Below are 20,238 nucleotides of genomic sequence, written 5' to 3' on the forward strand. Positions count from 1 at the left end.
CAGGCGCTGTATCCGGACCGCTGGGAGCTGATCTACCGCGACCCGAGCGTCTCGCCCGAGCTGCGGCTGTACCGCATCCGCGGCAACGACGCCAAGGTGGCGAGCGAGGCCCGGCTGCTGGCACTGAGCGCGCCGCACGCGCTGGCGCAATAGGGATCGGCCTTGCATCGCCGTGACGGCAGGGTGGTGTTCGACTATGCTGCGCGCCAGGCCGCGGCCGATGCCGGTCCGGTTTGCCTGTCCGTGCATCGCCATGATCCCGGGCGGACGCCGCCGCAGATGTCTCCACCATGCATCGGACGCCACGATGATCGACAACTTCACCATCCTGTTCAGCACCCTGGTCACGCTGTTCATCATCGTCCGCGCGGCCACGCTGGACCGCGTCCTGCCCTGGTTCGAAACCAAGGCGCTGCATGAGCAGGCGAAGAAGCAGGAGGCAGCGGCGCGGGAGGCGGCGCAGCGTCGTCTCGGCGGCCCGAACCGACCCCAGCCTCGCGACCCGGCCGGCCCCCGGCGCTAGCCGGCGGACAGGGCCTCCCGGGAAGAGCTGCCGCGATGCGCGACCTCTACATCGCCCTCATCTACGTATCGTTCTTCGTCGTCGGCGCGACCACGCCCTTCGTCCTGACTCTCGGCTATCTCTGGGTCGATACGTTCTATCCGCAGTACATCAGCGACTTCGTCGCCATGATCCCGGCCTCGATGGTCATCGGCGTCGCCGCGATCGCGGCCTATTTCATTGCCGACCGGCGCGCCCCGCCACGCTTCACCGCGCATGCCGCGATCACCCTGGCCTTCGGCCTGTGGGTCACGCTGACCCTGCAATGGGCGGAAGTGCCAGACGCGGCCTGGATCAAATGGGACTGGGCCTTCAAGACCGTGATGTTCTCGGCGTTCCTGACCCTGGTCATCCGCTCGCGCGTACAGATCGAGGCCTTCCTGCAGGTGTTCCTGTTCGGCGTGACGCTGCACATGATGCCCCTCGCCATCAAGAGCCTGATCTCGGGCAGCGCCTATGGGCGGGAGCTCGGCATCTTCAGGAACAATTCGCTGCTGGCCGAAAGCAGCACGCTGGCCTCGATCAGCATCGCGTTGATCCCGATCATCCTGTACTTGCGCACCCACTCCATCCTGCTGCCGAAGTGGAAGCTGCGCGACCTCGGCTATTTCTGCATGGTCGGCGTGGCAATACTCTGCGCCATCGGGACATATGCGCGGACCGCTCTCGTCGGGTTCGTCGTCGTCGGCGTCTTCCTGTGGCTGCAGTCACGCCGGAAGATCCTGTTTTCGGCAGCCCTGGCGGTCGCGGTGGTCGCCTTCGGCGCCGTCACCTCGGACTCCTGGGACCAGCGCATCAGCACCACGACCGACTACCAGGAGGAGAGCTCGGCGCTGGGACGGATCCTCGTGTGGAAATGGACTATCGCCTACGCGATGGAGCATCCGCTGGGCGGCGGCTTCGACAGCTACCGGATCAATCGCTTCGAATTTCCGGGAGTGGACGGCCAGCCCCCGCACATGGTCGCCGGCAAGGCCTTCCACAACATGTATATCGAGGTCCTGGGCGAGCACGGCTTCCCCGGCCTGATCATGTTCGTGTCACTGCAACTGATGAGCCTGCTTTACCTGTTCCGCGTCTCCCGGCGAACGCGCAATCAGCCGCATCTGCTGTGGCTGCATGACCTCTCGCGCACGTTGATGACGTCGCTGCTGACGGTGATGGCCTGCGGCTGCTTCATCGGCATCGGCTTCCAGGCCTCGGTCTGGTACTTCATCGCCCTGCCGGTCTGCGTGCGCGAATACCTGCACCGGGTCGAGAAACTCGAACAGGCGGCGGCGCGGGCGGCCGTGCCGGGCGGCACGGCCAGGGCGGCCATGCTGCCCGCGGCGGGATTGCTGCGGTAGAGCGATACCGGCCAGAGCCCCCTACTGCACCTCGCCGTCGCCCTTCAGGGGCTCCACCGTGCCCGAGAGCTTGTTGCCTTTCAGCATCGCCTCGGTCGCGGTCATGTTGACGACGAAGGTGGTGGGGAAGTTGCCGGCGTTGCGGAAGCTGTTGTTGGCGATGGTGATCTCGCGGGTCATCTGGTTCACGCCCTCGGCGCCGATCGAGATCGCCGCCGAATGGTTCTCCGCCTTCGGTCCCTTCTCCAGCCTGCTGTCGCGCAGCACCAGCGAACCGCCGTTGGGGATATCGATTTCGTAGCTCGCCGTGCCGTTCGGCCCGTCTGAGATGTCGCAGCCGATCACCTCGGTGCGGGCCGCGCGCGACTTGATGTGGTGGGCATTGCGCGTCTCCGTGAACTTCGAGTTCTCGATGCGCAGCAGCGCCAGCTCGTTCACGTAGATGCCGTGGGCGCAGGCCGGGTTGCAGGCGCCGTTGCGGATGAACTCGCTGTTGCGGATGATGATCTGTCCCTGCGGGGTCGGATTGGCGAGCAGGCCGTTCTGGTTGTTGACGAACTTGACCCGCTCGACGGTCAGGCCCTCGCCTTCCGACCGGATGCCGGCGCCGTTGCCGTCGGGCACGCGCGCACGGGTCAGCGTCAGGTTGCGGACGGTGATGTTCTTGCCCGTCGTCACCAGCAAGCCCTTGCCGCCACAGGTCTTGTCGGTCATCACCGCCGAGGCGTCCGGGCCCGTGCCCTCGATGGTGAGGTTGTTTGCCGGCACGATCGCGCAATCGAAATATTCCCCTGCGGCAATCAGAATCTTGTCGCCGTCCCCGGCCGCAGCGATGGCGGCCGATGGCAGCTTGTAGGTCTTGTCGGGCCCGACCTCGAGCGTCTTCGCGGCGACGCTACATGACATCGCCGGCGCGAGTGCCAGGACAAGAAGCGGCGTGCGGGCGCGGCGCAACAGGCTGCTAGTGAGAGACATGGGAGCTCCTGATCTGTCCAGCGACGTGGCGCAGTCTAGAGCGTGATCGCCACAGGTGGAATCACACGGAGGCGTGAATCACGCGGCAAAGCAAAGACCTGGAGCATGATCGGTGCTTCTGTCTGCACCGATCATGCTCCAGACCCGGTTACCGGCGATCTCAATCGGCGCGGGCGGCGGCAAGGCGGGCGGCGATGTGCCGGGCATTGCCGCGCCAAGTGTAGTCCCGCCGCTCCAGTTCCGCGCGGGCGGCGGCGCCGAGGCGGGTCCGCAGCCCGGGATCGTCGATCAGCCGCGCGATCGCCCGCCACAGCGCGCCATCCTCGGCGGGGTCGAACAGCAGGGCCGTGCGTTCGTGTTCCAGGATCTCGCGGATGTTCGGCTGGTCCGGTGCCACGATGGCACGGCCGGCGGCCATGTAGTCGAAGATCTTCAGCGGCGAGGCATAGGCCACCACCTTCGGTTGCAAGGCGATGTCGAATTCGGCGACCAGGTCTGGCACGCGGTTGTGGTCGACGAGGCCGGTGAAGCGGACGCGGCCAGCGATGCCCAGCTCCGCCGCCAGTTGCTCCAGATCAGCCCGCGCCGGTCCCTCGCCGATGACGACGAGCGAGACCGGCGGCGCGGCCGCGCCCTGTGCGGCGATCGCACGGATCACCGCATCGAGCCCGTGCCAGCTGCGCACGAAGCCGACGAAGCCCAGCACCAGCGGCCGCGACGCGGCGGTGCCGGGGGCGAAGGGCGCGGGCAGGAAGCGGTCCAGCACCACGCCGTTCGGCACCACCTCGATGCGCGCGGCATCGGCGCCCGCCGCCGCGATGATGTCCTTCAGCACGCCGGTCACCGCCAGCACGCGGGTGGCCGAGCGCCAGACGCGGCATTCCAGCGCGTGCGCCAGGCGCCGCAGCCGCAGGCCGCCGAAGCGGATGCGCTCGTCGGCGAGCGGCGAATTGACTTCCAGGAAATACGGCAGCCCGGTCCGGCGGGCGAGCCAGGCGCCGGCGAGGTAGTAGAGGTTGTAGCGCTCGTAGATCAGGTCGGGCCTGAACTCCCGGCAGGCACGGCGCAGCCGAAGATAGGCGGGGATGTTGTAGGCAAGCTCGGCCAGCTCGCCCAACGCCCCCGGCAGCAGCCGGCGCAGCGCGGCGACGGTGCTGCTGCCGCCGCCGAAGCCGGCATGCTGGTAGAAGCTGGGGCCGACCACGCGGACCTCGTGCCCCTCCTGCATGAACGCCGTCACCAGCTCCTCGACATGCACGCTCTGTCCGTCGCGCGACTGGATGCGGTGGCTGTAGAGGATGCGCATGCGGCCGTCCTTGGTGTCGTGTTGGACGCGTATCAGGCGCGCCGATGCGCCGTCCAGCGGCGGGCGCGGCCGAGCAGGTGGCGGGCGAGCAGCGCGAGCCCGCGCGGCCGCCGCGGGTTGATCAGCAGCACGCCGACCCGCTGGCGCCGCTGCCCGGCCCAAAGCTGCTTGTAGGGATCGTCGCCGCGGCCGAAATCCAGCTCGGCGACATGCTCCTGGTCCAGCAGGTCGCGGATCATCAGCGCGGTCAGCAGCGTGCCCGGCGACAACGCCTTGAACGCCTCGTCATGCGCGAGCTTCAGCACCGCCGCCTGCCCGTTCATGACGATCCAGATCTGTGCCGCGACCGGCTGCCCCGCGGCGCGCAGGATGCCCAGGCGCAGGGCGCCGAGCTCGGCCGCGTGGCGCATCATCTGCGCGTTGAACCGCGGATAGGGCTCGGGAACCTTCCAGCTGCGGGCATAGACGTCCTCGTACGCGGCGATGCCGGCGGCGAGGCAGCCGGGATCGGCCACGACCTCGTGCGCCACCTCCCCGGCGCGGCGCAGCTTGCGGCGGATCGTCTCGCGCAGCGCGCCGTGCCGCGTGTGCAGGTATTGCGCCCAGGACAGGCCGGCCACCGGCTCGTGCCAGTTGCCGAAATGGTCGAACGGGGCTGTGACGATCCCGGCACTGCGCATGCCCGCCAGCAACGCCGCCAGACCGGCGTCGTCGCGGTCCAGCGCATCCAGCCGCACCGCGGGCCACCCCCGGCAATAGCGGCCGAGCGCCGCCCCGGCCCGGTGCAGCGCCGCCGCGTCGCGCCCGGGCGGCAGCACCGGCCGGTACAGGCAGGTATAGGGGTTGGTCAGGCTTTGCAGCGTGCGCCCGCCGTCCAACGCCAGCATCGGCAACAATGCGGCCGGCGCGCCGCTGTCACGGCACAGCAGGAAGCGCGGCGCCGCGCCTTCAGGCAGCCCGGCCTCCTGCATGGTCCGCCACCACGCCCGCGTGGCGAAGAATCCCGCCGCCGATCCGGCGTCGAGCAGCGCCGCACAGTCCGGCGGCACGGCGTCGAGGCTCGCGAAGACTTCGACGCCGGTGCTAGCGGCGCAGGGCGTAATAGGCACAGCCGATCCACTCATGCATCGCGAAATAGCTGTACAGCCAGGACGAGGCATGCGGCACGAATTCGTCGAACTCGAACCGGGGCAGCCGGGCGAAGCGCAGCGGCGCCGGCGTCACGGCGATGCCGAAATGCGCGAAGGCGATCCGGGCGCGGCGCAGGTGCCAGGCATTGGTCACGACATAGACGGAGCGAATGCCGGCCGCCCGCAGGATGGCCGCGCTGAACTTGGCGTTCTGCCAGGTGTCGGCCGAGATCGGCTCGATCCAGCGCACCGGGGTCGAGAACTCGTCCTGCAGGCTGCGCGCCATCTGGGTGGCGATCGGCGCCGCGCCGGGTTCAAGCTGACCACCGCTCACCAGCACGGGCAGGCCGGTCCGCCGGTGCAGCACGGCGCCGGCGCGCATCCGGTCCAGCGTCATGGCGCCGATGCCGCTGCCCGGCAGAATGCCGCCGGTGCCGCCATAGGCCGCGTCGCCACTGAGGATGACGATCGCCTCCGGCGGATCGGGCGCGGGATCGGCCGGCGGCACCGGCGTGCGCGCCAGCCCCGCTTCCAGCGAGGCGATCAGCAGCAGGCTCGTCACCGGCAGCGAGAAGACGAACAACCCGACCGCCGACAGGCCGCACAGCAACCGCCCGAGCCGTGGCCAGTGCCGCACCAGCGCCAGCCCGAAGACGCCGGCAACGGCCAGGTTCAGCGGCGGTATCAGCAGCGCTAACGGCAGGGAATTGAGCGACACGCGGCCCTCGGGGTTCGGGGCCCGCGAAACTGCACGATGCGGCGCCGCAGGAAAAGGCAGCCCGCCCACCGCCGGATCGTTGCCTCCGATTGACAAACCCGTGCGCCGCCGCTTCGGTCGGCGTCCAATGCTCAGCATCACCCTGTCCGCGCCCGGCACGTTCGCAGCGGTCGGCGAACTCTGGCTGGCGCTGCAGGCGCGGGCGGCCTGCTCGTTCTTCCAGAGCTGGACCTGGGTCGGCTGTCTGGCCGAGCGCCGGTTTCCCGATCCCGTGTTGCTGCAGGCCCATGACGGCGGGCGCCTCGTCGCATTGGCGCTGTTCAACCGCCGCCGCGCCCCGGCCGGCCCGGACACGCTGTGGCTCGGCGCCAGCGGGCTTCCGGCGCTCGACGCCGTGTTCGTCGAGCACAACGGCGTGCTGACGGAAGCGGGCCAGGGCCACGCGATCGCTTCCTGCCTGCAGGCGGCCCTGCGCGCGCCGATCGGCGGCCGCGCCCCGCGTTTCGGCCGGCGCCTGGTGCTGGGCGGCGTGGACGCCGCACATCTGCACGCGGCCGCGCAGTGCCCCGGCATGGTGCTGCACGCCCATATCGCCCGCCCAGCCCCGTTCGTGGACCTCGCCCGCATCCGCGCCGGCGGCACGGACTACCTGGGCAGCCTCAGCGCCAATGCGCGCTACCAGATCCGCCGTTCCGCCCGCCGCTACACCGCGGCCGGGCCGCTCGCGGTGCGCCGCGCCGCCACGCTGGCGGAGGCGCATGATTTCCTCGACGCCCTGGCCGCGCTGCACCAGATCACCTGGACCGGCCGCGGCCGGCCGGGCGCCTTCGCCAATCCGGATTTCGTCGCCTTCCACCGCGCCCTGATCGAACGCGCCATGCCGGCGGGCGAAGTCGACCTCTTGCGGGTGAGCGCCGGCGGCCGGGTGGTCGGCTATCTCTACAATTTCCGCTTCCGCGACCGCGCGTACGCCTACCAGAGCGGCTTCGACTACGCCGTTTCCGATCCGCACCAGAAGCCCGGCCTTACCTGCCATCACCTCGCCATCGAAATGTACGCCGCCGAGGGCATGGACCGGTACGACTTCCTCGCCGGTGGCGACCGCTACAAGACCAGTCTCGCCAACGCGGAAACCATGCTGCACTGGGCGGAGTTGTCGCCCTGGTGGTCGGCGCGGGCGCTGCTGGCCGCCGCGCGCGATCTTTCCCTCCGCTGGCGGCGCACGGGTCCGCCGGCACCGGCGGCGGCAAGGTCTGATTAATCATTCCGGGGGCATGCTGCGGGGTGCCACCCCGGAAGCGAAGCCGATGAGTCACACGCATCTCTATCTGGACCAGCCGGACGTTGCCGCTCCGCAACCTCAGGTCGAGAGCGTCCTGCCATTGCAACTGGCCGTGCCGTTCATCCTCGCCCTGTCGCTGGCGTTGTGGGTCGTGTTGTGGAAGCTCGGCGCCTGGAGCCTTGCCGTCGTGAACGCCTGGTTGGGCTGACGCCAGGCCCGTCACAAGCCCAGACGCTGCGACTGCAGCGACGCGAACCTGCCCTGCGGATCCGTGCGATCGCGCACGCTCGTAAACGCCGCGAGGCGCGGATAGCCGCGCCGCACCATCGCAGCACCCGTGCGGGCGTCCTTGGCCAGGTAGATCCGGCCGCCATGGTCGGCGACGATCGCATCGAGCTCCGTCAGCAGCGCCAGCGCCGCCGGCGTCGCACGGAAATCCAGCGCCAGCGTGTAGCCTTCCATCGGGAAGGACAGCATCCCGTCCTGCGCCCCGAACAGCTTCAGCACCGCCAGGAACGAGCCGGTGCCGGCGCGCGCCACACGGTTCAGGATGGCGGTCAGCCCAGCCGCGCTGGCGGCTTTCGGCAGCACGCACTGGTACTGCACGAAACCCGAGCGCCCGTAGATCCGGTTCCACTCCAGCAACGCATCCAGCGGATAGAAATACGTGTCGTAGTCGATCAGCGCCTGGCCCGGCCGGCCGTTGCGGAAATACAGCTCGTTGAAGGCGCGCACGCTCCAGCGGTTCAGCACGAAGCTCGGGAAATCCACGGGAACGCGGCGCGGCTGCTTGTGGATCGGCTGCAGCCGCCCCTCTCCCCGGGGCAGTTCCCTGCGCCGCGCGTGCTCGCCCAGATAGAGCAGCGAGCGGCCAAGCGCCGCCCCGCGCGCCAGGCAGTCGATCCAGGCCACCGAATAGGTCCAGCCTTGCGACCGCTCGAACAGCGCCATCACCTCTTCGAGGTTGGCGGCGCGAAGCGTCTGCTGGCGGATGACGGCGGTCTCGATGGGGATCAGCCGGAACGTGGCGGACAGGATGACGCCGGTGAGTCCCATGCCGCCACGCGTGGCCGCGAACAGCTCGGCATTCTCCGCAGGCGAGCAGCGGACGACGCTGCCATCGGCCAGCGCCAGCTCCAGCCCCTCCACATGGTCGCCGAAGGAGCCGGCAACGTGATGGTTCTTGCCGTGCACGTCCGCCGCGATCATGCCGCCCACGGTCACGAACTTGGTGCCGGGCGTCACCGGCACGAACCAGCCGCGCGGCAGGATCGCGTCGATGATGTCGCCCAGCAGCGCGCCGGCCTCGCAGGTCAGCCGCCCGGCCTCGGCATCGAAGGCGACGATGCGCCGGCGCGGCAGCATCGACAGGGTGGCGCGCGGATTGAGCGCGGCGTCGCCATAGGCGCGGCCGTTGCCGCGGGCGATCAGGCTGTCACACGCGCGGATGGCCGCAAGCACCGTTTCGACGTCCCGCGCGCTGACGAGTTCCACCGCCGCGCGTGGGTAGTTGCCCCAGCCCGACAGGATCGACCTCCTGCCCGGCATCAGATGCTGGCCAGGACGATCAGCGCCATCAGCCCGGCGCAGACGAGGCTGGTGCGGTCCCTGGCCGCGAACAGCACGGGATCGTCATGCATCTCGCCACGCTGCGTCAGGATCATGATCCGGCTGATCCAGTACAGCAGGATCATCGGGATCAGCCATAATTTCTCCGGCGAGGCATAGAGCGCCGCGACGGTCGGACTGTTCACGTACAGCACGAACACCAGCACCGAGACATAGCCGCTGGTGCTTGCCATGGTCTGCAGGATCGGCAGGTCGTCCAGGCGGTAGCTGCGGCCCGGCGGATCGCCGGCGCCCTTCTTCAGGCGGTCGATCAGCTCGGTGCTGCGCTTCACCAGCGCCAGGCACAGGAAGAAGAAGATCGAGAACATCAGCAGCCAGGGCGACAGCGCGACCGATATCGCCACGGCGCCGGCCAGCAGGCGGATGCCATAGAGGCAGGCGAGCGTGAGCACGTCGATCGTCGGCTGCCGCTTCAGGAAGACCGAGTAGCCGGCGCTCAGCGTGTAATACGCGGCCAGGACGGCGAGGAACTTCCACGGCAGGACCAGACCGATCAGCGTCGAGACCAGGACCGTCGCGAAGCACAACCGGATCCCCGCGACCAGGTCGAGCGTGCCGGCCGCGAACGGGCGATGGCGCTTGGTGGAATGGGCGCGGTCGTTGCGCAGATCCAGCAGGTCGTTGAGCAGATAGAGGCCGGAGGCGCCAAGGCTGAAGCTGGCGAAGGCGGCGAAGCAGGCCAGCGCGGTCGGAACATCGAACTGATGGGCGGTGAAGGCGGGCACGAAGATCAGCAGGTTCTTCAGCCACTGGTGCACGCGAATGGCCTGCAGGTAGTCCTGCAGCCGCGTGGCGCGCGGATCGAGGATGACGGCGCCGGGAAACCGCGCCTTGACCGTGCGGATCAGGCCGGGCGAGGCGTTGACGGCGACGACCCCGCCGGCGTCCTTCCACACCTCCAGGTCGGCCGGCGAATTGCCGGCATAGTCGAATCCGCCCTGGCCGAAAGCGGCGCACAGCGCGCGGGATTTGGCCGCACCCTTCAGGTTGGTCTGCCCGTCCGAGGCGAACACCGCGTCGAACAGGCCGGTATGCGCGGCGATGGCGCGTGCGTAGCTCTCATGCGCGGCCGAGGCCAGGACAAGGCGCCGCCCCCGCGCCTTCTCCGCCTGCAGATAGGCCAGCAGCTGCGGATTGAGCGGCAGGCTGGCGACATCGAGCGCCACCTGCTCGGCCACCCGCGCCTTGAACGCCGCCCGGCCGCCGCGCAAGGCCGCCAGCGCATCGGGCCCGCGCAGAGGCATGGTGGACAACAGGACGGAGAAGGATTCGACCAGCAGGTCCGACTTGATCAGCGTGCCGTCGAGATCGACGACGAGCGGGCGATCGATCGCGGCGCTGTCGCCGGAATTCGTTGTGGGGGTGGGACTGTCCATCGGCGACATTCTGGCTCCCACCTGGTCGATGCGTTTTCGTTACCGTCCGCTTTCGTTCCGGTCAAGCCCGCGTCATTCCGCCTGCACCTGCCGCTGCGCATGGCTGCCGGGCCGGCTTCCCAGCACGATGCGGACGAACGTCTCCATCGCCAGCAGCAGGACCAGCGGCAGGATCTCGAAGATCACCCGCAGCTCGCGCTGCACGCCGCCGGTGACGAACAGCAGGAACCACGGGATCATGATGATGCTGGCCCGGCGCAGCGTCTCCTGCTTGTTCGGGAAGTCGTAGAACACGGCCAGCAACCCCCCCACCATCAGCATCAGCATCGGCAGGTTGATGTGTTCGGTGAAGAAATAGATCTGTTCAGGGAGGTAGTATTCGTGCCCCGCGCCCGCGTTCCCGGCGAAATGCGCCCGCACCGCGCCGTGGACGATGACGAACAGCGCCAGCTGCGCCAGGAAGTAGAGCAGGTTGCGCGCGAGCGGCATCCGGCCGATGTTCACGAAGAAGAACGTTCCCGCATACAGGATCAGCGTCTCCTTCATCAGATAGGCCGGCACGAGCAGCAGCAGGAACACGAGGTTCCAGCGGTATTCCAGGCACAGCAGCAGCAGGGTGCCGAACAGCAGCACGCCGAAATCGTAGATATGGGACAGGCCCAGCAGCAGGATGGCGTTCACCGCCAGGAAGGAGAAGCCGAGCGACGCCAGGGCGATCAGGGGGTTGCCGAACAGCCTTTCCGACAGGACGTAGACCGTCATCAGGAACAGGAAGAAATAGGCGCCCGCGACAGCCGCATAGGCCACCACGCTGTCGCATGACGGCGCCGGTTCCGAGGTCGCCCTGGCGCACAGCACCGCCGTCTTGGCCTTCAGCACGTCCGGCAGCAGGGCGGGGACGTGCACCTGGTCCCTGGCGAAATTGACCAGCACCGGCGTCAAATATCTGTAGGCGAACGGGCGCGCCGCGGTACCGTCCAGGTAGCGCGCCAGGCTGACGCGGTCCTCGCCCAGGACGGTGGTCTCGGTGATCTGGTTGGAGACGGCCTTGTAGCTCAGGAAGGCGGCAACGCAGGCCGCCAGCAAGAAAATAACGGGCCGTATGGCGCTGATCGGGATGAGCCTGCCCCACTCCCTGTTCTGAATCAGCGAAACAAGAGAGGAAGAACCCGCCGGGTAGGCTGCAGCGCTGCCGAATTGTGCCATCTGATCCGCTTCTCGATGCGTAGAACCACGTTTTCAGTCGCGCCTCACGACGCTGTTTATTCTTGGCCTTCCCAGTATAGGCAGAATGTTAGTGTAACGCCCGAAACATTCCCGCGACAACGCCCGAATGCGGCCCCTACCCCGGCCCGTCGAACAGCGCCGCGTAGGCGCGGAACATGTCCTCCTGGTCGAAATCCCGCTCGGCCTTGGCACGGTTGGCCGCACCGATGGCGCGGCGCAGCTCCGGCTGCGTGGCGAGCGTTCCGAGGGAAACGGCCAGCGCCGCATCGGTGGGCGGCGTCACCAAGGCGCGGTTGCCGTCGCACAGCATGTCGCGGATGTCCCCCACATCGGTCGCCGCCACCGGCAGCCCCGCCGCCATCGCCTCCAGCACCGATAGCGGCATCTGCTCGGTGTCCGATGACAGGGCGAACACGTCGAACCCGCGATAGAGATGTTGCGGCTCGCTGACATGGCCGATGAAGCCGACGCGATCGGCAAGCCCCAGCTCCGCCGCAAGTGCCTCCAGCCCCGGCCGCTCCGGCCCGTCGCCGGCAATGACGAGGCGGGGCGGGGCCGCATCCGCCGCCATGGCATCGGCCATCAGCCGGAACGCCCGCAGCAGCCGGCCGAGATTCTTCTCGGCGCGCAAAGCCGCGACGGTGCCGACGACCAGCCCGTCGCGTGGGGCGTGGTCCGTCACCTGGAACCGTGCGAGATCGATGCCGTTCGGGACATAGCGAACGCGCCGCACATCCAGTCGCCAGGTCCCGGTGGCGATGCGCCACAGCACCCGCGACGGCACGACGACCGTGGCGCGGCGCAGGAACAGCCGGCGCAGCAGCACCCGCCGCGGAATCTGCGCCGCCCGCTCCTCCGGCCCGAACCCGTCCTCGACATGGATATGGCGGGCGAGCGGCAGCGCATTGGCCATGGCCCACTCGATCGAGCCCCAGTTGCTGGTGATCAGCGCGTCCGGCCGCAGCGCGCGCAGCATTGCCCGGAAGCGCCGGACATTGCCGAGCGTGTCGCCCTTGCGGATGTCCACCCGCGGAAACGCGACGTCGAGCCCGGGCGATAACCGCTCCCGGCAGGCGAGATCGCCGTCCATGGCGACGATCGCGTGGCGCCAGCGCCGCCCGAACCGGTTGGCGACGGCGGCGAAGCGAACCTGCGGCCCGCCCACCGCAAAGGTCGCGTAGACATGCAGCAGCAGTGGTGCCGCCATCAGGGCGCGTGCACCAGGATGGCGCGGCGCCGGAACAGCTCGGTATCGGACACCGGCTGCCAGCCGAGGTCGCGCACGGCATCGGCGCAATCGAACCTCGCCTGCATGCCGCGTGAGAGGAAATCGCGCCGCGCCGGCGCCGGCACGCGGCGGCCGGTCGCGCGCTTGACCACCCACTTGCCGAAATCCTCCAGCCATAGCCAGGTCGTGGATTGCGGGTGATAACGCAGCGGCCGCCCCAGCGCCTGCGCGAGATCGGCGACATAGCGCCGCGCGTCCGGCCGCACGTCGCCCACGAGGTTGTAGCAGCGGCCCTCGATCCCCTCGGCGCGGCAGGCCTGCAGGATCGCCGCGGCCACGTCCTCCACCAGCACGAAGGGCAGCGCGTTGCGGCCGTCGTTCCAGCCGATGCAGTGCTGCTCGTTGTTGTAGAGCCCGACGCCGCTGTGGAAGGGCGAGCTCCCCTCCCCCACCACCAGCCCGGGCCGCAGGATCACCACCGGCAGCCCTTCGCGCGCATGCAGATCCAGCAGCAGGCGGTCGCACAGCACCTTCGCGCGCGCATAGTCGCCGCGCTTGTGCTCCTGCGGGTCGGGCGGCGTGGCGCCGGTCACGGCAGCCGGTTGCGGGCCGAGATACAGGGCGGCGATGGAGCCGACATGGACCAGCCGCCGCACGCCCTTGTCGCGGCAGACCTTCGCCACCGTCTCGGCGCCGCCGACCATGGCCCGGCGCACCTCCTCGAACGAGCCGCCGCCGCCGCCATGCGCGAGATTGACCACGACGGGGGCGTCGCCGATCGCACGCGCCACCGCTTCGGCATCGCCGATATCGCCGCGATGCAGGGTCGCCCGCGGATCGTCGAACACGGCGGGCAGGTTGCGCAGGCTGCGGGCCATGACGGCGACGCGCAGGCCGTCGGCCACGAACCGGCGGACGACGTGGGTGCCGATGAAGCCGGTGCCGCCGAGCACCGCCACGTCGCACGGCCCCACGGCCTCTGCCTTCGCCGGCCGCGGCGTGGGCCTCGGCATCACCTGGTCGCGGATGGTCTCGCAGACCGTCACGAGATCCGCGCCGAAGTGCCCATCCAGCGCCGGGACGGCGCCGGCGTCGAGTGCTGCGTGGAACGCCGCGATGCTGGCGCGCATGCTGACGAAGAACGGATCGCTGCGCCCCTTCAGGCGCAACGTGGAAGCGGCATAGTCCGCCATCCCGCGCGCGGCGTCGCGGGCGATGCCGCCGGCGGTGGCAAGGCCGGAAACCATGCCGTCCAGCGCTTCCAGCCAGCGCGAGCGGCGATAGCTGAACATCCGGTTGGCGAGGATGTCCGCCACCGCCACGCCGTCGTCGCAGATCACCGTCACCTGCCAGAACGGAAAGGACTGGCCGACGGCGAAGCGCAACTGCGCCGGCAGCGCCCGGCAGGTCAGCGACACATCGAGCGCCGGCGTGAACGGCAGCCCCGGCGCGATCTCGACCGGCGGCCCGGCCAGCGCCCGCACCTCCTGCACCGCCCCGGCCAAAGCGACGATCTGCGACAACGGGTGCACGGCCTGCTCCAGCAGGATGTTGCCGGGCTCGCGGAACATCCAATGGCCGAACTGCCGCGCCGCCATCTGCCGCAGCGGCACGTTGTAGAGGCAGGAGACATGGTTCGGCCGCCCGAGCGTGCCGGCATCCAGCAGCCGGCGCAGCCGGGCAAAGGCAGGGTGATGGACGAAGTTCTGGTTGACGCCGAGTGCCGCACCGGAGGCCGCGGCGGCCTCCAGCAGCGCTCGGCACTCCGCACTTCCGGCCGCCAGCGGCTTTTCCAGCAGCACCGCCTTTCCGGCCTGCAGCAGCGTCAGCGCCACCGGGGCATGCAGGTCCGGCGGCACCAGCACATGGGCACGGTCGAAGGCATCGGCGGCGAGCGCGGCCTCGACCGACGCGAACACGTCACCGGCGCCAATATCGCGCGCAAGCCGCGTCGCTGCGGCCTCGTTCGGATCGACGATGGCGGTGATGCGATGGTCCGGGATCGCCTTCAACGCATCTGCATGGACCCGCGAAATGTAGCCGGCGCCCACCAGACAGATACGGCTCATCGCGGTGCCTTCGATTCCAGAATGGACGGATACCTAATCGTCAACGAAACAGGGCTCAATCGATTTCAACCCGCCCGCAGCCGCGCCGCCGCCTGCCCGAGCAGGCGCCGCAGCAGCGCCAGGGCATCCAGCTCCGCCCCCGCCGGCCGGCCCGCGGCCAGCCAGCTCGCCAGCAGGACCGCGACATAGACCATGGCGCCGAGCACCACACCCAGGCCCAGGCCGGTCGCGGGCGGCCAGCCGCCGGCGCCTGCCCGATGCCAGCCCAGGCCCGTCGCGTGCAGCGCGATTGCCATCGCCGCCGTCGCCAGCAGGCTGCGCCAGGTTGCCCGCAGCAGGTCGCCGGGCCGCAGGTCGAACTGGCGGAAGGTGACGCGGGCATACAGCCCCTGCTCCACCGCCATAGCCACCGCCACCGCCACGGCAGCGCCGACCAACCCGGCCGCCTGCACGCCCGCGGCGATCAGCACCACTCGCAGCAGCAGCGCCATGGCCTCGATGCGGAACATCCCGGCCATCAGCCCATGCACCTGGAACAGCGTGGCGCTCATGCTGCCGAGCACCGTCACCGTGCCCGCCAGCGCCAGGATCTCGATGAGCGGCGCGGTCTGCGCCCATTGCGCGCCGAAGGCCAGCGCCACCAGCGGCTCGGCCACCAGCGAGATCCCGACACCCGCCGGCAAGGTCAGCAGCGCCATGGTGCCGATGATGCGCAGATAGGTGCCGCCCGGCGTCTGCTCCACATGGCGACCGGCGGAAAACCCGGAAAAGGCGGCCCGGCACAGCGGCAGCACCAGCTCCGTCGTCGGCAGGGCGGCGATCTCGGCCCCCACCGAATAGATGCCCACCTGGGCCGGGTTCAGCATGCGTCCGATCAGGATGGTGTCGGCGCGGTTGCGCAGCAGCCCGACGCTGCTGATCGCCCAGGTCCACAGCGAATAGCCGAGCATCCCCCGCCATGCCTGCAGGGACAAACGCGGCCGGTACGGATGCATGACATAGCTGAACGCGACCCGCAGGACCCGCTGCGCCAGGATGCCCGCGATCAGCGCCCAGTAGCTGTGGAACATCGCCGCCAACGCCAGGGTCAGCACGATCCCGGCCAGCCGCGGCAGGATCCAGAGCTGGAATTCCTTGCGAAAGGCGAATTCGCGCCGGAAATCGACGATGCCGATGTTCTCGACCCCATCCAGCGCGATCACCAGCGCCAGCACCATCAGCACCTCGACCATGCGCGGCTCGGAGAAGAACGACCCGGCCGGCCAGGCCAGGCCGAGGATCACCGCGCCGCTGACGAGGCCGCGGATCATGTTCAGCGTGAAGGCGGTGTCATAGACCTTCCGCGGCGGATCCTTCTCGCGGATCACCGCCTCCTCGATGCCGAGCCAGGAGAACGCCTCGATCGCCTGGGCGAAACTCGTTGCCAGCGCCACCAGGCCGAAATCGGCGGGCATCAGCAGGCGCACCAGAACCAGCGTGCTGACCAGGCCGAGTGCGCGCGTCGCCAGCCGCCAGCCGATGATCCAGCCGGTGCCGGTCGCCGTCTTCAGCAACAGCGAAGCCGGCGCCGCCTCGTCGGTCATTCGCGCCGGCGCGGCGTGCGGTCCTCGAGATCGGCCGGCGCCACGGCAAGCCCGGCGGCGGCCAGAGCCCGGCACACCACCTGCTTCTGCGTCAGGCCCTCGGCCCTGGCCTGCGCGGTCAGCGCCGCCACGGTGCTGCTGCGCAGGCGCAGGTTCAGCGTGGTCGGCCGGTCCGGCGAGGCGATCTGCGCGGGCGGCAGCGATGGTGTCTGCAAGGCGGTGATGCGCAGCGCCTCCTCGGCGGACGGCCGGGCGGCGCTGCGGGGTTTGAGAATCTTCATGCCACTTCTCTACGTCGTTACGTCGCCACATACCCACGTCATCGCGGCAGCCAGCCGCGCTCGCGCAATTCCGCGAGCAGGCCCGCGATCTCGATCACGGCCGGGCCGATCTGCGGAATGCGCCCGGAATAGGACAGCTCGCCATACGCCACGAGGTCGCTGAGCGACGCCTCTAGCCGCGGCAGGCCGGCGACCTGGATCTCGTGGGCCGCGTGCCGCGCGAGCTGCGTGCGCCGCACCTTGTTCAGCAGCACGGCCGTCGGGATCTCGCGCCGCGCCGCCCGCGCCAGCCCTTCGGCCAGCCGCACGGTCTTCTCCGCCTCGGTCACGTCGGCCTCGCCGCTGAGCGTGGGCACCAGCACCGCGTCCGCACTGGTCATGGCGACCGCCGCGGAGCGGTTGCCGAAGCCTGCGGTGTCCACGATGACGATGTCAGCCTCACCGGCCTTGCTGTCAATCAGGTACGCAAGCCGCGTCTCGTCGGATTCCGCATGGGTCTCGAAGGTCGGGCCCTCATAGGCATTGGCGGCCCAGCGGCTGAATGCCTGGGTAGGGTCGGCATCCAGCGCCACGACCTTGCGGCCCTCGGCGGCCAGCGAGCCCGCGAGCAGCATGGCGACCGTGGTCTTGCCGGGCCCGCCCTTGGAACTGGCGATCGTCAGCACGGGCACGGGCGACTCCTCTACGGCATTACGTCGCGATGCGTATACGGCGATACGTCGTTACGTGTCCACATGTGACGCCGCACCCGAAGATGTCGGTAGAGTCCCCACCCTGGGCGGCTCAAATTTCCCGCAGGACAAGACCGGTCCGGGAAAAGGCGGCAATTCTGTTTCGGAATCAGACAGATGGGCCGGCAGGTGGGGACTCTACCGACACCCCGCCCGCCTCAGCCGCGGGCGATCTGGCGTTCGGGCACCGGCGGGCGCGACGGCAGCAGCCGCAGCCCGTCATCCTCCATCTCCACCCCGGCCTCGGGATAGACCGCCAATGCGAGCTTGAGGTTGCTGATGAAGGTCGGCTTGAACTGCCGCAGGCTCTTGAATCCGGCGCCGAATTGCTGGTGCAGCCGCGGCCAGCGGATCGCGGTCGGCTTCTGCAGCACATGCAGCCGGTAGGCGAGCCAGACATACAGGTCCAGCCCCATGGAGTTGTTCTGGATGGCCCGGATCGCCGGTTCCCACAGCGGCACGGGATGCCGGCTCAGCGCCTCGTAGAAGGACTGGCTGATCCGCACCGTCTCCACGAACATGTGCGCCTGGCGCTCGTCGTCGCCGTTCGGTTCCAGGAACAGCACACCGTCATCGACGATACGCTCGCTGCTGAACCCGGTTCCGCCGTTCGCGTTCTGGTAGAAGAAGGTCAGCTTGCAGATCGAGAGGCGCGTGGCCTGGTCGCGGACTTCGCGGATGCTCTTGCCGCCCTGCGCGATCCCCATCCGCCGCAGCCAGTCGCGCATGGACCGGCCGAGCTCCACCTCGCGCGACCGCGACCGCAGCGCCTGGGTCTGCAGATACAGCAGGATCAGCCGGGCGCGGCTGCCATAGGGAACGCCGACGAACTCCCCTTCGCTCGTGCCCGGGCGGATCAGCCGGCCGGGTTCGATCATCAACGTCAGCCGCTCGCTTTGCCGGATCCACTCCTTGTCGGAGGGCAGCCGCTTGTGCGGCAGCGAGGCCTGGCAGAAGCCGCTATAGGTCACGCCGATCGCATCATCGTCCTCGGCCAGGATGTCGGCGGCCACGCGCACAAGGTGGCGCTCGGCCGGATCGACCTTCTTCAGCGCCTCTTCCCTGCCATGCTCGATCACAAGCCGATGAACGGTTCCCACGCAGACCTCTTCGCTGTGAGCCGAGTTCGCCACGGACTCGGTTCGCCGTGAGCAAGCCTTGCTTCGGCGCCGTTTATACCGTCCGGCGCAGGCTTTTGTCGCCGGGGACTCTACCGACACAAGCTATTAGGAAGATTATTTGAATCTTCTATTAGTATGTGTCGGTAGAGTCCTCGGGATAACCGCATTTTTCCCCGAGTCGCGTCGGTAGAGTCCCCACTTGCGTCGGCAGAGTCCTCGGGATAACCCCGCCGGCCTGTGGATAACTTTGTCACGGTGGCGCTTTCGTTCGGATTATGCTGGATGTCTCGGCTCGAAGAAGGAGTCGAGCGTTGCGCATCGCGATGATTGGCGGCGGTTACGTGGGCCTGGTGTCCGGGGCGTGTTTCGCCGAGTTCGGCGTCGAGGTGGCGGTGGTGGAGGCCGATGCGGCGAAGCTGGCGGCGCTGCGCGCCGGCCGCATGCCGATCTACGAGCCCGGTCTGGAGCAGCTGGTGGCCGACAACGTGGCCGCCGGCCGGCTCAGCTTCGGTGACGACCTCGCCGCCGCGGTCGCCGAGGCCGAGGCGGTGTTCATCGCCGTCGGCACCCCCACCCGCCGCGGCGACGGCCATGCCGACCTCAGCTACGTCTATGCCGCGGTCGAGCAGGTGGCGCGCGCCCTGCGCGGCCCGGCGGTGATCGTCACCAAGTCCACGGTGCCGGTCGGCACCGGCCGACGCATCGCCGAGCTCGTCCGCCAGGTCCGCCCCGAGCTCGATTTCGACGTCGCTTCCAACCCGGAATTCCTGCGCGAAGGCAACGCCATCGGCGACTTCATGCGGCCCGACCGGGTGGTGATCGGCTGCGAGAGCCCGCGCGCCCAGGAGGTGCTGCGGCGGCTGTATCGGCCGCTCAACCTGATCGAGGTGCCGATCGTGTTCACCGCGATCGAGACCGCCGAGCTGATCAAATACGCCGCCAACGCCTTCCTGGCGATGAAGGTGACGTTCATCAACGAAATGGCGGATCTGTGCGAGCGCGTCGGCGCCGACGTGCACGACGTCGCCCGCGGCATCGGGCTGGACGGGCGGATCGGGCGCAAGTTCCTGCATCCCGGCCCCGGCTTCGGCGGCAGCTGCTTCCCCAAGGACACGCTGGCGCTGATGCGCATCGCCCAGGAGGCGGGCGCGCCGAGCCGGCTGGTGGAGGCGGTGGTGGCGGTGAACGACGCGCGCAAGGCGGGCATGGCGGCACGGATCGTGGCGGCCTGCGGCGGCTCGGTGCGCGGGCGCACGGTGGCGGTGCTGGGGCTGACCTTCAAGCCGGAGACCGACGACATGCGCGACAGCCCGGCGCTGCCGATCGTCGCCCGGCTGGTCGAGGACGGGGCCCAGGTGCGCGCCTTCGACCCGGCGGGGATGGAACAGGCGCGCCCGCTGCTGCCGCACGGCGTGACCTATTGCCACGACGCGCTGGACGCGGCGGCGGGGGCGGACGCGCTGGTGGTGGTCACCGAGTGGAACGAGTTCCGCGCCCTCGCCCCGGCCCGGCTACGCACGGCCATGCGCGGCAGTGTCCTCGTCGACCTGCGCAACGTCTACGACCCCGTCGCCATGACCCAGGCCGGCTTCAGCTATCACGCCATCGGACGGGCGCGGACGTAAGCCCGGCCGGGGCCGGGAAAGTCTTGTACATTCCCGGCCCGGCGTGATT

The 20,238-nt window shown here is 69.3% G+C and carries 18 protein-coding genes; 5 read left to right on the plus strand and 13 right to left on the minus strand.

The window, feature by feature from the left end; all coding sequences use genetic code 11:
* Positions 1–307: 307 nt before the first annotated feature.
* Together OL599_RS20155 and OL599_RS20160 are read left to right on the plus strand one after the other, a co-directional pair.
* Positions 308–523, plus strand: a complete 216-nt coding sequence (locus OL599_RS20155) for a hypothetical protein (RefSeq protein ID WP_264715727.1) — start codon at positions 308–310, stop codon at positions 521–523.
* 35 nt (positions 524–558) lie between these two features.
* Positions 559–1,908 carry a putative O-glycosylation ligase, exosortase A system-associated gene (locus OL599_RS20160; RefSeq protein ID WP_264715728.1) on the plus strand — a complete coding sequence of 450 codons (1,350 nt, stop codon included), beginning with the start codon at positions 559–561 and terminating at the stop codon, positions 1,906–1,908.
* Between the two features lie 21 nt (positions 1,909–1,929).
* Here OL599_RS20160 and OL599_RS20165 read toward each other — a convergent pair whose 3' ends face one another.
* The 4 genes from OL599_RS20165 to OL599_RS20180 form a co-directional block, all read right to left on the minus strand.
* Positions 1,930–2,883, minus strand: coding sequence for a right-handed parallel beta-helix repeat-containing protein (locus tag OL599_RS20165; RefSeq protein WP_264715729.1), 954 nt, complete (start codon positions 2,881–2,883; stop codon positions 1,930–1,932).
* A 160-nt stretch (positions 2,884–3,043) separates the two neighbouring features.
* The gene (locus tag OL599_RS20170; protein ID WP_264715730.1) at positions 3,044–4,189 is read right to left on the minus strand and encodes a glycosyltransferase family 4 protein; all 1,146 of its coding nucleotides are present in this window, start codon (positions 4,187–4,189) and stop codon (positions 3,044–3,046) included.
* Between the two features lie 32 nt (positions 4,190–4,221).
* The gene (locus tag OL599_RS20175) at positions 4,222–5,313 is read right to left on the minus strand and encodes a GNAT family N-acetyltransferase (RefSeq protein WP_264715731.1); all 1,092 of its coding nucleotides are present in this window, start codon (positions 5,311–5,313) and stop codon (positions 4,222–4,224) included.
* A complete protein-coding gene (locus OL599_RS20180) occupies positions 5,273–6,037 on the minus strand; it encodes a YdcF family protein (protein ID WP_264715732.1) in 765 nt (254 codons plus the stop codon). The genes OL599_RS20175 and OL599_RS20180 overlap by 41 nt, the downstream gene beginning before the upstream one ends.
* 127 nt (positions 6,038–6,164) lie before the next feature.
* Here OL599_RS20180 and OL599_RS20185 point away from each other — a divergent pair, with 127 nt between their 5' ends.
* Positions 6,165–7,298, plus strand: coding sequence for a GNAT family N-acetyltransferase (locus OL599_RS20185; protein WP_264715733.1), 1,134 nt, complete (start codon positions 6,165–6,167; stop codon positions 7,296–7,298).
* A gap of 46 nt (positions 7,299–7,344) precedes the next feature.
* Complete coding sequence (locus tag OL599_RS20190) at positions 7,345–7,527, plus strand: hypothetical protein (protein ID WP_264715735.1); 183 nt, start codon at positions 7,345–7,347, stop codon at positions 7,525–7,527.
* 11 nt (positions 7,528–7,538) lie between these two features.
* Here the strand turns inward: OL599_RS20190 and OL599_RS20195 are convergent, their stop codons facing one another.
* The 9 genes from OL599_RS20195 to OL599_RS20235 form a co-directional block, all read right to left on the minus strand.
* The gene (locus OL599_RS20195; RefSeq protein WP_264715736.1) at positions 7,539–8,867 is read right to left on the minus strand and encodes an FAD-binding oxidoreductase; all 1,329 of its coding nucleotides are present in this window, start codon (positions 8,865–8,867) and stop codon (positions 7,539–7,541) included.
* The gene (locus tag OL599_RS20200) at positions 8,867–10,324 is read right to left on the minus strand and encodes a UbiA family prenyltransferase (protein WP_264715738.1); all 1,458 of its coding nucleotides are present in this window, start codon (positions 10,322–10,324) and stop codon (positions 8,867–8,869) included. The genes OL599_RS20195 and OL599_RS20200 overlap by 1 nt, the downstream gene beginning before the upstream one ends.
* Before the next feature lie 72 nt (positions 10,325–10,396).
* On the minus strand, positions 10,397–11,410 hold the full coding sequence (locus tag OL599_RS20205) for a hypothetical protein (protein WP_264715739.1): 1,014 nt from the start codon (positions 11,408–11,410) through the stop codon (positions 10,397–10,399).
* Between the two features lie 256 nt (positions 11,411–11,666).
* Positions 11,667–12,758, minus strand: coding sequence for a glycosyltransferase (locus tag OL599_RS20210; protein WP_264715741.1), 1,092 nt, complete (start codon positions 12,756–12,758; stop codon positions 11,667–11,669).
* Positions 12,758–14,848, minus strand: a complete 2,091-nt coding sequence (locus OL599_RS20215) for an NAD-dependent epimerase/dehydratase family protein (RefSeq protein ID WP_264715743.1) — start codon at positions 14,846–14,848, stop codon at positions 12,758–12,760. The genes OL599_RS20210 and OL599_RS20215 overlap by 1 nt, the downstream gene beginning before the upstream one ends.
* A 65-nt stretch (positions 14,849–14,913) precedes the next feature.
* The gene (locus OL599_RS20220) at positions 14,914–16,431 is read right to left on the minus strand and encodes a lipopolysaccharide biosynthesis protein (protein WP_264715744.1); all 1,518 of its coding nucleotides are present in this window, start codon (positions 16,429–16,431) and stop codon (positions 14,914–14,916) included.
* The gene (locus tag OL599_RS20225) at positions 16,428–16,712 is read right to left on the minus strand and encodes a hypothetical protein (protein ID WP_264715745.1); all 285 of its coding nucleotides are present in this window, start codon (positions 16,710–16,712) and stop codon (positions 16,428–16,430) included. Before OL599_RS20225 ends, OL599_RS20220 begins: the two co-directional genes overlap by 4 nt.
* 38 nt (positions 16,713–16,750) lie before the next feature.
* Entirely contained in the window at positions 16,751–17,383 is a 633-nt protein-coding gene (locus OL599_RS20230; RefSeq protein WP_264715746.1) for an AAA family ATPase, read from the minus strand.
* Between the two features lie 218 nt (positions 17,384–17,601).
* Positions 17,602–18,543 (minus strand): replication protein RepA, encoded by a 942-nt coding sequence (locus OL599_RS20235; protein ID WP_264715748.1) that lies wholly within the window; start codon positions 18,541–18,543, stop codon positions 17,602–17,604.
* Positions 18,544–18,875: 332 nt separating this feature from the next.
* On the opposite strand from OL599_RS20235, the gene OL599_RS20240 reads away from it, so the two are divergent.
* The gene (locus tag OL599_RS20240; RefSeq protein WP_264715749.1) at positions 18,876–20,189 is read left to right on the plus strand and encodes a UDP-glucose dehydrogenase family protein; all 1,314 of its coding nucleotides are present in this window, start codon (positions 18,876–18,878) and stop codon (positions 20,187–20,189) included.
* The last annotated feature ends 49 nt before the right edge of the window (positions 20,190–20,238 follow it).

This window comes from Limobrevibacterium gyesilva, from assembly GCF_025989185.1.
GTDB lineage: Bacteria > Pseudomonadota > Alphaproteobacteria > Acetobacterales > Acetobacteraceae > Limobrevibacterium > Limobrevibacterium gyesilva.